The organism is Streptomyces sp. NPDC107454 (assembly GCF_055582885.1).
Genome location: NZ_JBVJPA010000022.1, coordinates 1 through 15,681 on the forward strand (window position 1 = coordinate 1; position 15,681 = coordinate 15,681).

The 15,681-nt window shown below is 69.2% G+C and carries 8 protein-coding genes and 4 pseudogenes; 4 read left to right on the forward strand and 8 right to left on the reverse strand.

Annotation, left to right across the window (positions count from 1 at the left end):
* Window positions 1-90: 90 nt before the first annotated feature.
* The gene (locus ACZ69M_RS42085) at window positions 91-444 is read right to left on the reverse strand and encodes a hypothetical protein (protein WP_470058460.1); all 354 of its coding nucleotides are present in this window, start codon (window positions 442-444) and stop codon (window positions 91-93) included.
* A 642-nt stretch (window positions 445-1,086) separates the two neighbouring features.
* Here ACZ69M_RS42085 and ACZ69M_RS42090 point away from each other — a divergent pair.
* From ACZ69M_RS42090 to ACZ69M_RS42100, 3 genes and pseudogenes are all read left to right on the forward strand, one after another.
* Window positions 1,087-2,081 (forward strand): annotated as a pseudogene (locus ACZ69M_RS42090) (tyrosine-type recombinase/integrase).
* 498 nt (window positions 2,082-2,579) lie between these two features.
* A pseudogene (locus ACZ69M_RS42095) lies at window positions 2,580-3,409 on the forward strand (IS5 family transposase).
* On the forward strand, window positions 3,406-3,828 hold the full coding sequence (locus tag ACZ69M_RS42100; RefSeq protein WP_470058462.1) for a hypothetical protein: 423 nt from the start codon (window positions 3,406-3,408) through the stop codon (window positions 3,826-3,828). The pseudogene ACZ69M_RS42095 and the gene ACZ69M_RS42100 overlap by 4 nt, the downstream one beginning before the upstream one ends.
* A gap of 77 nt (window positions 3,829-3,905) precedes the next feature.
* Here ACZ69M_RS42100 and ACZ69M_RS42105 read toward each other — a convergent pair.
* From ACZ69M_RS42105 to ACZ69M_RS42135, 7 genes and pseudogenes are all read right to left on the reverse strand, one after another.
* Window positions 3,906-4,284 (reverse strand): annotated as a pseudogene (locus ACZ69M_RS42105) (MFS transporter); the annotation flags it as partial.
* A 161-nt stretch (window positions 4,285-4,445) separates the two neighbouring features.
* A complete protein-coding gene (locus ACZ69M_RS42110; protein WP_470058464.1) occupies window positions 4,446-5,156 on the reverse strand; it encodes a hypothetical protein in 711 nt (236 codons plus the stop codon).
* A gap of 229 nt (window positions 5,157-5,385) precedes the next feature.
* Window positions 5,386-5,769: a RidA family protein gene (locus ACZ69M_RS42115; RefSeq protein ID WP_470058466.1), complete on the reverse strand. Its 384-nt coding sequence runs from the start codon at window positions 5,767-5,769 to the stop codon at window positions 5,386-5,388.
* A gap of 61 nt (window positions 5,770-5,830) precedes the next feature.
* Window positions 5,831-7,324: a carboxylesterase/lipase family protein gene (locus ACZ69M_RS42120; RefSeq protein WP_470058468.1), complete on the reverse strand. Its 1,494-nt coding sequence runs from the start codon at window positions 7,322-7,324 to the stop codon at window positions 5,831-5,833.
* A 29-nt stretch (window positions 7,325-7,353) separates the two neighbouring features.
* Window positions 7,354-8,268, reverse strand: coding sequence for an MBL fold metallo-hydrolase (locus ACZ69M_RS42125; RefSeq protein WP_470058470.1), 915 nt, complete (start codon window positions 8,266-8,268; stop codon window positions 7,354-7,356).
* Window positions 8,269-8,590: 322 nt separating this feature from the next.
* Window positions 8,591-9,316 (reverse strand): annotated as a pseudogene (locus tag ACZ69M_RS42130) (ABC transporter ATP-binding protein).
* Window positions 9,317-9,334: 18 nt separating this feature from the next.
* The gene (locus ACZ69M_RS42135; protein ID WP_470058472.1) at window positions 9,335-11,590 is read right to left on the reverse strand and encodes an FUSC family protein; all 2,256 of its coding nucleotides are present in this window, start codon (window positions 11,588-11,590) and stop codon (window positions 9,335-9,337) included.
* A 1,003-nt stretch (window positions 11,591-12,593) separates the two neighbouring features.
* On the opposite strand from ACZ69M_RS42135, the gene ACZ69M_RS42140 reads away from it, so the two are divergent.
* A complete protein-coding gene (locus tag ACZ69M_RS42140; RefSeq protein ID WP_470058473.1) occupies window positions 12,594-15,377 on the forward strand; it encodes a helix-turn-helix transcriptional regulator in 2,784 nt (927 codons plus the stop codon).
* Window positions 15,378-15,681: the final 304 nt, after the last annotated feature.

Below are 15,681 nucleotides of genomic sequence, written 5' to 3' on the forward strand. Positions count from 1 at the left end.
CACTGGACACCCCACAAGCCACCGACTGAGCACGTCACCACTCCATCAGACAGCTCTGTACTCGGCTCCGTGATCATTGCGGGACACGCCTTAGTCTTCGTTCGGGTCGCAGGCGTTGTCGAATTCCTCGTAGGCCTTTAGATAGGCCGCCTCATAGGCATCCTCGTACGCCTGGTAGTCCCTCGCCTTCTTGTAGACGCTCTTCTTTGCTTCGGGGTTATCGCTCATTCCCCAATTGCAGCGCTTGCCATCCTTAGTCCCGGCTGCTTTCCCCGCTGCCGTACCCTGTTTGCCCGGGCTCTGGGCTTCGGGGGCCTGCGGGGCGGACGCCGCCGGCGCTTGGGTGGTGGCGGCTTCCGCCTGAGCCGTCAGCACCGGCGAGAACGTCAGTGCCGCTGCGGCGAGGGGGCCCGCCATGACCGCGATGATTCGCTTCGCGCGCATAGCTTTCCTCTCCTTCGAGATGGAACGCCCGCATGGCGACTCGACCTGGCCAGGGCAGATCCCGTGGGTGGATTGTCCAGGGAGCGGTATCTACACCGCGATGCGGTGGGCACCATGCGGGCCGGTGGATTCCGGCTTGCGACGCCAACTTCCCCATGCGCGGACTTGGACACTCCTGCACTTGCGGCGCCTGTAATTCGACCGTAGCGACCAGTGTGCGTTGTGTCCACTTATGGCCTAGCGTGCGTGATTGACCCCTCAACTGCCGTGAGAGCACGGCGATGACCAGCAGAAAACCGCGAGTTCGCATTGGTGCCTGCGGCAATCATCAAAGCCCTTTGGACTAGCGGGATCTGACGTCAACTGAAATGCGATCTTGAAAGCGTCGTGGCGCGAGTCGCCGTGGGTTCAAATCCCGTACCTGCCGCCGCAGTTGATGGCCCCTGACCGTCAACAACGGTCAGCGGCCATCGTCGTAACTGCTCCCCGTGACTGACCGCGGTTCTCCGTGATTCCCCGGTCCTTCGGGCGCGAGTGGGGCACGTGTTCACGGGTCGGGGGAGAGAGTTTGAGGTCTGGTGATCTGTGGGGCGAGAGCATGAAAGGGGGCAATTAAACTTGATCCAATGGAGAGGGTCATTGATCCTCGGTCAGCGCAAGCGGAACCCCAATGGCGCGGGGGCGATCACCAAGCGCAAGGACGGCCGGTTTCAGTGCGCGGTCTACGTGCTCCAGCCGGACGGCACCCGGGCCCGCAAGTTCGCCTATGGCAAGACGTGGGCCGAGTGCGACACCAAGCGACGGGAGCTCCTCGCCAAGGTCGATAGGGCGTGCCCGTTCCCACACGGTCGGCCAAGCTCTCCGAGTGGCTCCCGTACTGGCTGGACAACGTGATCAAGCCTCGGCGGAAGCTCAGCACGTACGACAAGTATGAGTCGCACGTCCGGCTCTACCTGGTGCCGCTGCTCGGCTCGAAGCGGCTCGAATCCGTCGGCGTCGCCGACGTACGCCGCTTCCTCGTCCGCCTGGAGAAGGAGACCACCGAGGCAACGGCCAAGGAGTCCCACCGCGTTCTTCGTTCCGCTCTGTCCTCCGCCTGCCGCGAGGAACTGATCTCGCGCAACGTCGCCAAGCTGGTCGAGCCGCCCCGCACGGACAACCGGGTCCTGTACGTCCGCCGGCAGACTCAGCGCCGTCGTGGCGTCCTTTACGACGACGATCCCAAGAGCCGTCGGCACCGTGTCGTCCCGTTGCCCGCCCTCTGTATCGCTCCGCTGTGCTGGCACCGGATGCGGCAGTCCGCGGCGCGCGCCAAGGCGGGGGAGCGGTGGCACGAGTCGGGCTACGGGTTCACCACCCGTATCGGTCGCCAGGTCGAACCGCGGAACGTCTATCGCTCCTTCACCCGCATTGCCGCCTCCGCCGGCATCCGAGTCATCCGGCTGCACGACGCCCGGCACGGTACAGCCACCCTCCTCGCGGCGGCCGGAGTCGCGCCCCGCGTCGTGATGGAGATCCTCGGGCACTTGCAGATCAGCATCACCATGGACATCTACACGCACGTCGTGCAGGACACGCAGCGCGAGGCCATGAGTCACATGGATCGGCTGCTCAGGAGGCGTCCCGGTCGTCGGTGACCGTGCTCGTTGATGTCAGCTGTGGATGTCAAAGGCCCCGGACCATGATCGGTCCGGGGCCTTTGCCCTGGTGCCCCCGGCAGGATTCGAACCTGCGACACCCGCTTTAGGAGAGGGTCTATTGATCACCCTGTCTGTCCTGGCCTTTCCCCGGCTTCACCGTTCCTGCTGGTCAACGGGGCGGAGTCTTCCGGCTTCTTCCGGTCCTTCCCTGTCTTTACTCGGCCTTCCGTTCCCATGACGTTCCCATGAGGGGCCCCACGAACCCGTGGGTATGAGGGTGAGCGAGTCGGCTGAGGTCAGTTGCGGTCGCCGAAACGGTGAGCACCGCAGACCCCTTGGGGGCGACGAATGCCCAGCGCCCATCGGGGCTCGCGGCCGTCTATGCGGCCCTGAGAGGGCGGTATGTAAGTGCATAGGTGATTTGCCGTCACCTGAACGTGTGGCAGCACGGTATCCCGGCCGGTCGGCGGGCTCGGGCGTGCTGGGCTGAGTACCGTGAGCGAGCGCAAGCCGTACAAGACCGACCTGTCCGACGAGCAGTGGGCGCTTGTCGAGCCGGTGATTGCCGCATGGAAGGCCGCGCACCGCTCGGTCAGCGGTCACCAGGGCCGGTACGAGATGCGGGAGATCGTCAACGCGCTCCTCTACCAGGGCCGCACGGGCTGCCAGTGGGACCTGCTTCCGCACGACCTGCCGCCGCGCGGTGTGGTGATGTATTACTTCACCAAGTGGCGCGATGACGGCACCGACCAGACCATCCACGACCTGCTGCGCTGGCAGGTGCGGGAGAAGGCGCGGCGGAAGGCGGACCCGAGTCTGGTGGTGCTCGACACCCAGAGCGTGCACGCGGCGGCTGGGGTGCCTGCACAGTCGACAGGGTGTGACGCGGCAAAAAAGTACCGGGCCGCAAGCGCGGCCTGGCCGTTGACGTGCTGGGCCTGGTGATCGCGGTGGTGGTGCTCGCCGCATCCGTGCACGACAACTCCGCAGGCATCGCGCTGTTGGACAAGGTCGCCGCCGACACCGACACCGTGCAAAAGGCCCTGGTCGACCAGGGCTTCAAGAACGCCGTCGTCGCGCACGGGCAGAAGGTGGGCATCGAGGTGGAGATCGTCGAGCGCAATCCGGCGCAGACCGGGTTCGTGCCGATCCCCAAGCGGTGGATCGTGGAGCGCGCCTACGGGATCTTGATGCTGCACCGCAGGCTGGTGCGCGACTACGAACACCTGCCGCGCAGTTCGGAGTCGCGGGTGTACTGGGCGATGACCGCGGTGATACTGCGCCGGCTGACCGGCGCCACCGCTGCGGCCTGGCGCCGCACATGACCGGCGGGGAGCTGACTCTCGGGGCGGTACTGGCGCGGCTGGAGGAGCAGGAACAGGAGATCGCCCTGCAGGCCGAGGCGACGAGGGAGCAGATCGCACAGCTGGCCGCACGGCTGGACGAACTCGGCCGGGCCGCCGAGGAGGTCCGGATCACCCGCAAGACGCTGCTGGCGCTGCCCGATCCGCAGCCGCCCGTGCCGCCGGCCCCGAAGCTGCCCGACCATCCGGCCTACCAGCAGATCATGGCGATGTTCGCCGCAGCCGACATGCCGCTACGAGCGCGGCAGGTGTGCGAGGTGATGGACCTGGAGATCGCGCCCAACAACATCAATAACACCCGCCTGAAGCTCAAGCGGCTCGCCGAGCGCGGGATCCTGGCCGAGACTGAGCAGGGCTTGTTCACCCAGCCGCGGCCGTAACCGCCAGGCGACGTCACGGCCGGCCGCACACTCCTCCCGAAAGCGCGAAGCGGACATCACCTTACGTACCACCCTCTGAGGGCGTTGTCCAGGCTGCCGAAGATGCCCGCGCACAGCCCGATGACCGCGGCCAGCACCACAGCGAGCCATAGGGTAGGCACCAACGCGATGGCGGCGGCGCCCACGCAGCCCACGAGCAGTGTGCCGGCCATCATCAAGCCAGCACGCGGCAGCCAACCGGCGACCGCGAGTAGCGCGGCGCTGGCCGCTGCTCCTGCACTGAAGCTGCTGACGATCCAGCCGTAGCCGGAAGAGCCCCAACCGCGTTCGGCGTTGAGGAGCACCATGCCGACGTTGAGGGGTGCCGATGAGCCCTAGCTCGCAGACGGCGCCAGCGGCGACGAGCGGGCCGATGAGGCGGTGGCGGCGGATGTAGCGCAGTCCGTCGAGCAGGTCAGGGGCACCGACGGAATTCGCTGATCAGCGGGTACGCGAGGGCGGTCAGAGGTCGTTTCCCGCGCTCACGTAGATCGTTTCCCGCTGCTCTGGCCGTCCCGGCATCTGCTCAGGGCGCGGTCGACGTCGTACTTCGAGAACGGAACGAATCGTCGCGCCCTTCACAGACTGCATCTTCCGGCGGCGAGTGCCGTGATCGCGCACTCGGCGGCGTGCCGTGCCGCGAGCGCGGAGGGGATCGGCCCGCAGCCGTGGGAGGCACGCCCGGTCGGTCCGTTCGTGATCCGCCACTGCCAAGCGGTACGTGCGGCTGGGGGTGACGGGTGGTGCCAGACGGGCTGTGCGGCGGAGGGCGCGTGCTCCGCCTTCTGGACCACCACGTCGTGGACCACTCCGCCGATCATGGCCGAGGCCCGCCATCCGTCGTCGTCGGCGGTCCAGTCCAGGGGCGTCGGGGTGGACTCCGACACTTCGAGGAGGATGTCGGCGAGGTCGGCCAGAGTCCGGTACAGCGCGGCACGAACGGCGTCGGTGTGGTGACGGCCCCACCGGCAGGGGGTCCGTTCGGCGAGTTCGTCCACGATGGCCTGCGCGGCGAGTCCATCGAGGGGGTCGGGCTGTGCGAGGCGTTCCCGCGCCAGGGCCGCGCCGGCGCCCCATGCGAGGTCGTCGCGGGTCATGGCGGTGTCGCGGGCCAGCGTCCAGAGGTCGGCGGGGCCCAGGTCGTCGACCGTGTGCTGGATGCAGCGGGCGGCCGCGTCCGACGCGGGCGGTACGTCGGCGTTCAGGAGGCCGGCGCGTACCTCGGTGGCCGCGCTCACGTCGCCCGGTTGCAGCGCGCCCGGCGGCAGCGAGGCCGCTGCGTGGAGCACCTGACCTTGGACCCGGCGTACCGGATGAGGCCCTGAAGGCGGTGAAGGGCGCCCGGACAGGGAGCACAGGGCGTCCAGCAGGTCCGCCGGAACAACTCTCAGGTTGATGCACGCCTTCGGCAGACGGCCATCCATCCTGTCCTCCCCCTCTCCGCTGTCCGGAATGGCCGGCCGGTCCGGCGCGGTCCTCCTTCGAACCGCGCCGGACCGGCCTCGTTCTGTGGCTGGGTCAGTCGTCCAGCACGGCCAGGGCGTCGATCTCCACGAGGAGTCCCGGCGGGAGCTGCATGTAGACGGTGGTGCGGGCGGGGAAGGGCTCGCCGACGGCTGCCGCGTACGCCTCGTTCAGCTCGGGCAGGTGGGCGGGGTCGGTGAGGTAGACGCGGAGCATCACGACGTCTTCCAGGCCCGCGCCGGCCGCCTTGAGGACGGCGATGACGTTGCGCAGGACCTGTGCGGTCTGCTCGGCGACCGTCGTGCCGACGACCTCGCCGGTGGTCGGGTCGAACGGGAGCTGCCCGGATACCTGCAGGACGGGCCCCTTGCGGATGCCCTGGGACAGCGGGGCCGGGAGAGAGGGGGCGTGCTCGGTCGTGATGACGGTTCTGGTCACGGTGTTCCTTGAAGCGGTGGTGGTCCTTGGAGGGGGCGAGCAGGCGAAACACATACGGGCGTCAGCTCCAGGCCTGTCGTTCCTGGCTGCGGGGGTCGTCGACCTGGGTCCACTCGGCGTCGATGTGCATCGTGGCCCTGCGGTCGGTGTCGTAGGGGTCCCAGCCCGGGTCGCCGGTGGCGGCGAACCGGATCCAGGTCTCGTGCACGCGGTCCGCGAGATCCGCCGGGGGCTTGTCGGGGCCGAGCAGGGCGGCGGGGCCGTTCAGCTCGGGCCGGTCCGCGAGGCCGAAGACGAAGGGCAGCTCGACGGCGTGGGTGGCGCCGAGTTCTCCGTCCAGGGCCCGGGAGCGCCAGGCGAACTCGTACGCGTAGGTGACGGACTTCGGATGGGCGGCATGGGCGCCGGCCAGAGCGCGGGTACCCGCGCCGAACAGGGCGTCGGCCATGATGGCCGAGCGCAGTTCCGCCAAGGAGGCCTCGGGGCGTGACGTGCGGTAGGTCTCGACGAGCCGCGCCGGATCCGGGTGCGAGCGCGCCGCCGCGTCGTCGACGTCGGCCGCGGTCGAGGTGGCGTACTTGCCCACCGGGACCAGGTAAAGGTTGCCCTCTTCGGTGTTGGTGCCGATGAGCAGGTCGACGTCGGCGGCGAGGCCTGCGGCGACGGCTTCGGCGGGCTGGGTGTCCAGGACCAGGCTGAAGGGGCTCAGACCGATCAGCGGGTCGCCGTGGGTGGCGGTCTGCAGGTCGATGCCCGCGAGCTTGGAGGCGGCCTCCACCAGACGCTCGTCGGAGATCTCCGCGAAGGCGTCCACGTGCGGCTCGACGCCCAGGACCTCGGCAGCCACGGCGGTGACGCGGGCGGCCTGCTCGGTGCTGAACGCGCCCAGTCCGCTGCCGCTCTGCACGATCGCCCGGCGGAACAGGCCCGCGGCCTCCGCGGTGGCGAGGACGCCGCCGACGACGGTGGCCCCGGCCGACTGGCCGAAGAGCGTCACGTTGTCCGGGTCACCGCCGAACCCGGCGATGTTCTCCCTCACCCAGCGCAGCCCGGCGACGACGTCGAGCAGACCGCGGTTGGCCGGGGCGCCGGGCAGGTCCAGGAACCCGGCGATGCCGAGCCGGTAGTTGAGCGTGACGAGGACGACGCCGTCGCGGGCGAAGGCGGAACCGTCGTACATCGCGGACCGCGTCGATCCGGCGACGAAGCCGCCGCCGTGCACGAACACCATGACCGGCAGGTCGCTCTCCGCGACGGCGGGCGTCCAGACGTTGACGGTGAGGTAGTCCTCACCGCGGCTCCAGCCGGTGCCGAAGTAGGGGGCCATGTCGATGCTGCCGAGCCTGCGCTCGGACTGCGGCGCGTTGGGTCCCGGGACGGTGGCGTCCCGTACGCCGTCCCACGGCTCGTGCGGCTCGGGCGGCGCGAACCGGCCGGCGCCCAGAGGCGGGGCGGCATAGGGGATGTTCAGGAAATCGGCGGTGCCGTCCTCCTGGCGCAGACCGCGGACGGCTCCCTGCGCGGTGGTCACGACGGGTTCGGGGTGGTAGTTCATCTCGGGTGTCTGGTGCCTTTCCGCGGGCTTCAGCCCTGCTCGGTGTACGGGGCGAAGGGCGCCCAGCCCTTCACGGCGAAGGTGCTTCCCTCGCGTACGACTTCGGTGGCGCCGTGGCCGCCCAGATGCGCCGGGATCACGAGCGCGTTGTTGTCGGCGGCCCAGCCCAGCACCTTGCGGCGGGTGGCACGGGCTTCGGCGGGGTTCTCGCAGAAGCAGCTGTTGGCATCCGGCTCCAGGATCTGCACCGGACTGTGCAGCATGTCGCCGACGAACACCGCGCGGTCCGTGCCGGAGGTGAGGGTCAGCACGGAGGAGCCGGGGGTGTGCCCGGGAGCGGCGTCCAGGCGCAGGTTCGCGTCGATCTGGTGGCTGTTCTCCCACAGCTGCGTCAGGCCGGCCTGGTGCACCGGGGCCACGCTGTCCTCGAAGACGTTCTGGTTGCCGCGGCCGAGCAGCGGCTGGTGGCCGTTCTCGGGGTTCCAGAAGTCGAAGTCGTCCTTCGGCATCAGGTAGGTGGCATTGGGGAACGTCGGCACCCACTGCCGCCCGTCCAGGTAGGTGTTCCAGCCGACGTGATCGATGTGGAGATGCGTGTTGATCACGATGTCCACGTCCTCCGGCTGAACACCGGCCCGGGCGAGGTTGGCCAGGAAGTCCGTTTCGAGGCGGCTCCAGACCGGGGCGTAGGGACGCTCCTTGTGGTTGCCCACGCCGGTGTCGACCAGGATCGTCCTGCCCTCGCTGCGCAGCAGCCAGGTCTGGATCGCCGAATTCACCATGTTGGTCTCGGAATCCAGGAAATGTGGGACAAGCCAGTCGGAACCGTTCTCCCAGACTTCCTTCGAGCTTTCCGGGAAGAAGGTGTCGGGCGCCATTTCGACGGAACCGTAGTATTCCCACACCCGGGTGATGGAGACATTGCCGAGGGTGATCTGTTCCATGGTATTTCCTTGGAAATTCGGGGGATTTGCTCAACCGTACGAGCGGCCCCGGTAGGTGCGGTATCCGTCACGTGACTGCACCTGTGCGTACACCTCTGAGCAGGGAGCTTTCCCCTGGCAGGCCGACGAAAGGCGGCTCCTGTTCCGTGTTCCATTCCTGGACACCTCTTCAACGGGCACACGGCGACCTCGCTGCGGTCACGAGGCCGAAGCCGGGTCCGTATCGCGCCCCGGTTTTCACGTCGGCGGCTTCGACGGCCTGCCGATCAGCGAAAAGCAAGGATGTCCGACCGCAAGGTAGTGGGTTCTGCCGGGGTGCCGGCTAACGGTCGTCGGGCCTCCTCACCGCTGTCACCTTGCCTTTGCGCAGGGTCAGGACTCGGTCGGACTCGGCGGCCAGGGCCTGGTTGTGGGTGACGACGATGACGCACTTGTTCTGTTCGTGCGCCAGCTCTTTGAAGATCTTCACGATGTCCTCGGCCGTCTCCTCGTCGAGGTTTCCGGTCGGTTCGTCCGCGAAGAGGATGTCGACCTCGCAGGCGAGCGCGCGGATGACGGCCACGCGCTGCTGCTGGCCGCCGGACAGCTTCATGACGTTGCGGTGGGCCATATCGCGGTCGAGACCGACCTTGGCCGAGCAGTTTCAGGGCGTGGGACTTGCGGCTCCCAGCGGCCGGTCCGGCGCCGGTGATCTCCAGACGGTGGTGACGTTCTGCAGTGCCGTCATGTAGGTCAGCAAGTTGTACTGCTGGAAAATCGTCGCGGCGTGCTTGTTGCCGTAGCGGTTCAGGCCCAGGGCGGACAGGTCCTGTCCGTCGAAGCGGATGGTGCCGTTGGTCGGGCTGTCCAGGCCGCTGGCCAGGCTGAGCAGGGTGGTCTTGCCGCTGCCCGAAGGGCCGAGGATCGTGTAGAAGGTGCCGTGCTCGAAGTCGAGGTCGATCTGCCGCAGGACGGTGGTCTTGCGGCGCTGGTCCTGGCAGGTGTGGCTGACGCCGGAAAGGACAAGGACAGGGGGCTTCGGGGTGGTCACGTTCACGTTCACCGGCACCTGACCACCGCCGCCCGGCTAACCGGCTTGGGCGCGGTCGCACCGGTTGGCGAGGACGGCGCAACTCACTGCGGCAGCCTGGACCGGGCCGTGCGACGGGATGTCCACGCTCTCGGAGGGCACCACGGTGGTGCGGTCGGGGTCCGAGGCGAGTGGGCCCAAGGCTCGTACGAGCGCGGTCAGGGTCGCGTCGAGGCGATCGATGTGCAGCAGCAGGCGGTGCTCCGGCGACGGCCAGTTGCGGCTCACGCGTTGCTCCTCCGAGAGCAGGGCCAGTGCACTGATGACCGTGGGGCGTGCCGTTCGTGGGACGCTTTCGGGCCGATGGCCGGTGACGCGGATCAGGTGGGTCACGGTCTCGTGCGCGCGGTCGGCCGCGGCGGTGAGGCGGGCGGTGCACTCCGGGACGTGGCCCGCCGGGAGACGTTCGGCCGTGGCGGCCAGGCTACGCGCGTGATACGCGCTGGCCTCAAGGAGTTCCAGCAGGTGCCGGGCGCGGTGACGGCGGCGGCGCTGCGGAGCAAACGGATGAGTGAGAGGCAGACTGGCCTTACGGAAGGATTCCAGTGCCTGGTCGAGGTCATGTGCCGCACGGACCCAGCTCGTCGGGGTTTCCGTGTCCGTGCTTTCCGACGCGACGGCCCGCAGGACGCGGTCGAGGACGCGCAGGAAGCCGACCAGTTCCTCGTCACTGGCGCGGCGGACCGTTGTGGGAAGCACGAGGACGGCGGCAAGGATCCCGCAGGACACTCCCAGTGCGGTCTCCTGGACGCGCAGGAGCAGCACGTGCATCGAGAAGGTGTCCATCAGCGCGAGGAGCATGCCGAGCGTGCCGGTGATGAAGAACGTCACGGCCCAGTAGGCGTGCGACGGGGTGTAGAACATCCCGAACATACACAGCAGGAGCAGGACCAGGAGGACGGGGCCGTCTCCGCCGACCAGGGCGGCGAGGCCGTAGCCGAACACCACGCCGAGGACGGTGCCCGCCAGCCGCCGGAGGCTCTGCAGCAGTACCTCGCCGGTGCTCTCGTTCTTGATGAAGACGACCCATGCGGCCGCGACGGCCCAGTACCACAGGTGCGGCGACAGGATCTGACCGCCCGCGACGGCGAGGGCCGAGGCAGCCGTCACCTGAAACGCCTGACGGGTGGCTCCCCGCATCAGGCCTTCGGTGTCTGTGTCCCTGCGCGGCAGGGCCCAGAAGGTGGGTGAGGCGGGCTTGCGTGGAGGTGTCCAGCGTCCTGCCGGGCGGTCGCGTGGGCCGAGAACCCTCAAAGCTTCGGCGAGTTCGTCGACCGCGGGAAAGCAATCCAGCACGAGTGCGGAGCCGGTCGGCCGGTTCGTCGGGCCACCTTCGTACCCCTCTGCGCACCGCTCGGCCGCGCAGGCCGTTCCGGCGATGGGCTGGTGCCAGAGAGCCTGGATCTGCTGTGCGAGCCGCTGTCGCGCCGTCCGTTCCGCCAGATCGCTGCGGGCCGCCGGGGTGCGGACCGCGCGGACCGCCAGTACGGCCAGGCGCTGCGCGGCCACCTCCACCCGGCTGAGGTGCGGCAGCAGGGCCTCGGTGTCCTCGTCGGCGGCGCGCTCGTCGAGAAAGTCCTCGATCAGCAGCACTGACGCGTGCAGTGTGCCGAGGCGGTCCTGCAACGATCGGCTCCGGGTGTCGATGTCCTGCCCGGCGGCGACCATCGCGGCCGTGTCCCGGAGGACGTCGTGCAGACGCACGTCGAATGCGTGCCGCAGCCGCCTCAGGGCTTCGGACGCCGTGACCGGGGCGACGCAGTACCACACGGTGGTGGCCGCCCCGAACGCAACCAGTACCGATGCCCCGAACTGCGGAAGCTGGTCTGCTCTGGCCCGGGTGAACTGGGACAGCAGGAAGGCCATGAAACCGAAGATCCCCAGGCCCAGCCCTCGCGCGCCGAACCGGCGGGCCTGAACGGCGAGGTAGATCACCACCAGGAAGACCAGCTTGGCTGGTGTCGGGTACGGCGTCAGCGCGGCTCCGGCGGCCAGGGACGCGAGGGAGAGCGGAACACCGAGTCCGAGCGTGATGAGCTGGTTGCGCGGGTGCAGGTCGCTAACGGCCAGTGAAGTCGTCATCGCGGTGAAGCCGCCGGCCACTAGCGCCGTCTCGGGCGCTCGCAGCGCTGTCAGCACGGCAAGGGTCGCGGCAGTACCGAGCACGGCGCGCATCGCGGAGGTCAGACGCACGAGCCCAGGGTCGAAGGCCGCGAACCGGTCCCACAACGATGTCGTTGTCCTTGCCGCCATGGGGTCTCCGTAGGTCCTTTCGCGTGTGCACGGCCGTGCGGGAGCCTTCGGGTGCTGACCGGCCACCGCCCGCGTCACCAGTCTCGGCATGCGGGGTTCCGTCCGGTATGCGTCGGGTGACTGCTTTCGGAGGTTCTGCAGCACGTGGGCGTCTCTTGACGGCGTCGGCGACCGCGAGCGCTGACAGGCCTGCACCCGTCGACGACGGCTTCCGGGCTCAAGGGGCTACGCAGCGCACGGACTTGGGACGGACAGCTGCCAGGCGCCCAGAAGGTCACGCGACATTCGGTGCATCTCGACACAGCCGTCATCGAGCCGCAGGTTTCCGTGCGCCGCGCGTTCGCTCGGGTCGTTCGCCCGCTCAAGAGCAGCCTCATGGGCCTGCTCCGGACCGGCCATGCCGTCGACGACGTAGAAGTGGCGTACGAGCCGACCGCATGGAGTGCGAAACCCGAGTCCGACCAGCCACGAGCGTTCAATGACCATGACAGCGCCTTCCGGTCGAGATGTACGGCTTCCGCGAATCCCGTCTGCGATGGCACGCCGCCACCGGCGATGCACGATCGTGCCTGCCCGCCGACCCGGAAAGGCGCGACCGTGCTCGCTTCACGATTCTGTGGTCGGACGAACAGCCGAGGGTATGCGTCACGTGACTGCATCGGTGCTGGTCGGCCACCGGATGGGGCGTTTGCGCCTGCCGGCCGGTTGTCCCGCCGTGGCGATCCCGAGGCCGACGGTGCGCAGACGTACGGCTCGATCGAGGTGTGGGGAGGTCTGCACTCGCCTCGCCACGATGTCCGCGCGGCGCGCGACTCCGCAGGCGAAACCAGGACTCCGGGAGAACTCCGTGGATGCCATAGCCGGAATGTCCCGGACGACGACTTCGTGTCGCCGACAGACTGCGCTCGGACGTGCTTCTGACCGGCTTCGAGGCCGCTCCCGCAGGCGCTGCCGCGGTTCTCCCACACTAGTATCTGGGGTATCTCAATTCCCTGGAGCATCCGTGGAAAACGATGGAAAGGCTCGCGGGGACCAGCGCTCGACGCGGAGTTCCGGTCTGACACTGGTCGGCCGGGAAACCGAGACCGCAGAAATTGTCCGGCGGGTCGGCGCCGATCGGTCCCACAGCGACGTGTTGATCCTCACGGGTGACCCCGGTGCCGGAAAGAGCACACTCCTCGGCATCGCGGCCGATCGCGCACGGAGTGCGGGTGGCCGGGTGCTGCGAGCGGTGGGGAGCGAATCCGAGGCCCACCTTGGATTCGCGGGTCTTCATCAGATGCTGCGTCCGGTACTCGGTGCCGCGGAGGGCCTGCCGTCGCGGCAGCGCTCCGCGCTCCGCGCGGTCCTGGGGCTCGACGAGTGTGCCGAGGCACCCGACGCGATGATCGTGGGTCTGGCGGTTCTGACCTTGTTGTCGGACCTGGCGGAAACCGCCCCGCTGCTGGTCGTGGTCGATGACGCCCAGTGGATCGACCGCGGATCCCTGGACGCTCTCTCCTTCGTGGCGCGACGCATGGACAGCGAGCCCGTCACGCTGTTGCTCGGAGTCCGCACTGCGGCCGTACTGCCCGGCTTCGACAAGGGGTACGAGCGCCTCGAACTCGGCCCGCTGGACGGTGGGGCAGCCAACCGGCTGCTCGACCGGCAGCCCACACCGCCCACCGGCCGAACTCGCGTGCGGATCCTCGAAGAAGCGGTCGGCAACCCGCTGGCCCTGGTGGAACTCGCCCACGCCACCGCGATCCGCAACCCCGAGGGCAGCAGCGTGGAGGGCCCACTGCCGGTCACCGACCGGCTGGAGCGGATCTTCGCAGGACACGCGGCCAACCTGCCGGAACCGACCCGCCGCATCCTGCTGCTGCTCGCGGCCGCCGACGCGGCGGACGCGCAGGCGGCAGCCGTGGGACTGCCCGAGGCGGATGACAAGGCATGGGATCCCGCGGACCGGGCCGGTCTCGTACGCCAGGACGGATCCGGGATCGTTTTCCGTCACCCGCTCGTCCGCTCCGCCGTCTACCATGCCGCGTCGTTCGAGGAACGCCGCAGGGCGCACCAAGCTCTCGCGGAGCTGCTGCGCGAGGAGCCCGACCGCCGTGCCTGGCATCTGGCCGCCGCGACCGTACGCCCCGACCAGGACGTGTCGGCCGCCTTGCAGCAGACGGCCGACCGGGCCCGGCGCCGGGGTGGCTTTGCGGCCGCCGCCGCGGCCCAGGAGCGCGCCGCGGAACTCAGCCCGCACCGCGAGGACCGGGCGCGCCTGCTCACCGAAGCCGCTGCCAGCGCCGTCTTCACCGGGCAGCTCGGCTGGGTGGAACACCTGGCCGCCGCAGTACGCGAGTGCACCGACGACCCGGCACTGCGGGGCAAAGCCGCGCTGGCCACCGGTCGGCTCATGTCGCTTGGCCCCCATCACACAGCAGCCTTCGCCCTGCTCATGCGCGTCGCCGACGAGGCAGCGAACGCCCGATCGCCCCTCGTACTCGACGCACTGGCCGCAGCAGCGGTGGTCCGCTACTACTCGGGCGAGGAGTCCCAGCAGCGACAGATCCAGAGCCTGCTCTCCCGCATGCCCGACGATGCCGCCGGAGCGGCGTTGCACGCCTGGGTACTGGCCGTATCCGATCCCAACCGCGCAGGAGCGTTGCTCGCACCGTTGCTGCCTGGGCTCATCGCCGAGGCCAAGGGCGACGCCCAGCGCCTGACCGCGCTGGCCATCGTCGCCTGGCTGCTTGATCAGACCACCCTCGCCGCCCAGACCTTCGACAAGGCCTTCGACCAGTGGCAGGCCCACGGCCCGCTCCCGGACGGACTGGGATGCGCGGCCGGCTGGACCCGCCTGGAGCAGGGCCGGTGGGCCGAGGCCCGCTCGGTGGCGGCCGACATCGCAGCCATGGCATCGGCCGCCGGACTCGACCACGCCGAGGCGTGTGCCCAGGCACTCGACGCCACGGTGGTCGCCCTGCTCGGCGACGCGGCCGCCGCACGCCGACTCGCCGAGCGAGCCCTGTCTCTCGTCGACCCGCTGGAGAGCCGCTCCGTCGCGGTCTTCGCACGCCGGGCCCTGGGAATGGCGGCCGTGGCCGAGGGCGACTACGACACCGCGTACACACAGTTCCGCTCGACATTCACCGACGACGGCGATCCGGTCCACTACCACGTCTCCTACACCGTCCTGGCCGAACTCGCGGCTGCGGCCGTCCGCCGCGGACGGCAGGAGCACGCCGCACAGCTGCTGGAACGGTCGGCGAAGCGCCTCGGTACGGGCATGTCGGCACGGGTGGCCGCACTGATCGACCGGGGCCGCGCCCTGCTGGCGGATCCCGAACACGCGGAGCCGTTCTTCCAGGCCGCGCTCGCACAGCCCGCGGGTGAGCAGTGGCCGTTCGAACGGGCGCAGACCCGGCTCGACTACGGGGAATGGCTCCGACGCCGGCGCCGTATCGCCGAGGCCCGTCCGCTGCTGAGCGCCGCGCTGGAAACCTTCCAGCGCCTCGGCGCGCGGCCGTGGGCCGAGCGGGCACAGGCAGAACTGCGCGCCGCCGGCATCGAGGCGACCGACGTCGTGCCCAGTGCCTTCACCGAACTCAGCCCTCAGCAGCAGCAGATCGTCCAGCTGGCGGCCCGGGGTCTGACGAACCGCGAGATCGGGGAAAAACTGTTCCTCTCACCGCGCACGGTCGGCTCCCACCTCTACCGGGTCTTCCCCAAGCTGGGCATCACCGCCCGCTCGCAACTCCGCGACGTACTCGAAGGCACCCTGTCAGATAACGACGCCCGCAGCTGACAGCCGCATACGCCTCAGGTACGCGCTGCCGCGCGTGCCGCCTGCCAGGCGTCTCCCGACAGGGCGACGGCCGTCGCTGTGCAGTCGGCTGACAGATACCGCGACCGGATTCCGCGTGACAAATTCATGGAGCGCGACGACGAGAGACCGCACAAACTCGTCGAATCGCACAAGGGAATCACCTGGCGCCCTACCCCTGCGCCCGTGCCCTTGGGGGGCGTGAGAGCCGTCCAGCCCTGGCCTGCCTTTCACGCCCCCGGACCTGCAACCGCGACCGTGTCGAGAACTGCGCCCACCGGTGCCG

Coding starts and splice junctions, on each gene's coding strand:
- ACZ69M_RS42135 (WP_470058472.1), bottom strand. CDS start 11,590: ATGGCGGCAAGGACAACGACATCGTTGTGGGACCGGTTCGCGGCCTTC.
- ACZ69M_RS42085 (WP_470058460.1), bottom strand. CDS start 444: ATGCGCGCGAAGCGAATCATCGCGGTCATGGCGGGCCCCCTCGCCGCA.
- ACZ69M_RS42100 (WP_470058462.1), top strand. CDS start 3,406: ATGACCGGCGGGGAGCTGACTCTCGGGGCGGTACTGGCGCGGCTGGAG.
- ACZ69M_RS42125 (WP_470058470.1), bottom strand. CDS start 8,268: ATGGAACAGATCACCCTCGGCAATGTCTCCATCACCCGGGTGTGGGAA.
- ACZ69M_RS42120 (WP_470058468.1), bottom strand. CDS start 7,324: ATGAACTACCACCCCGAACCCGTCGTGACCACCGCGCAGGGAGCCGTC.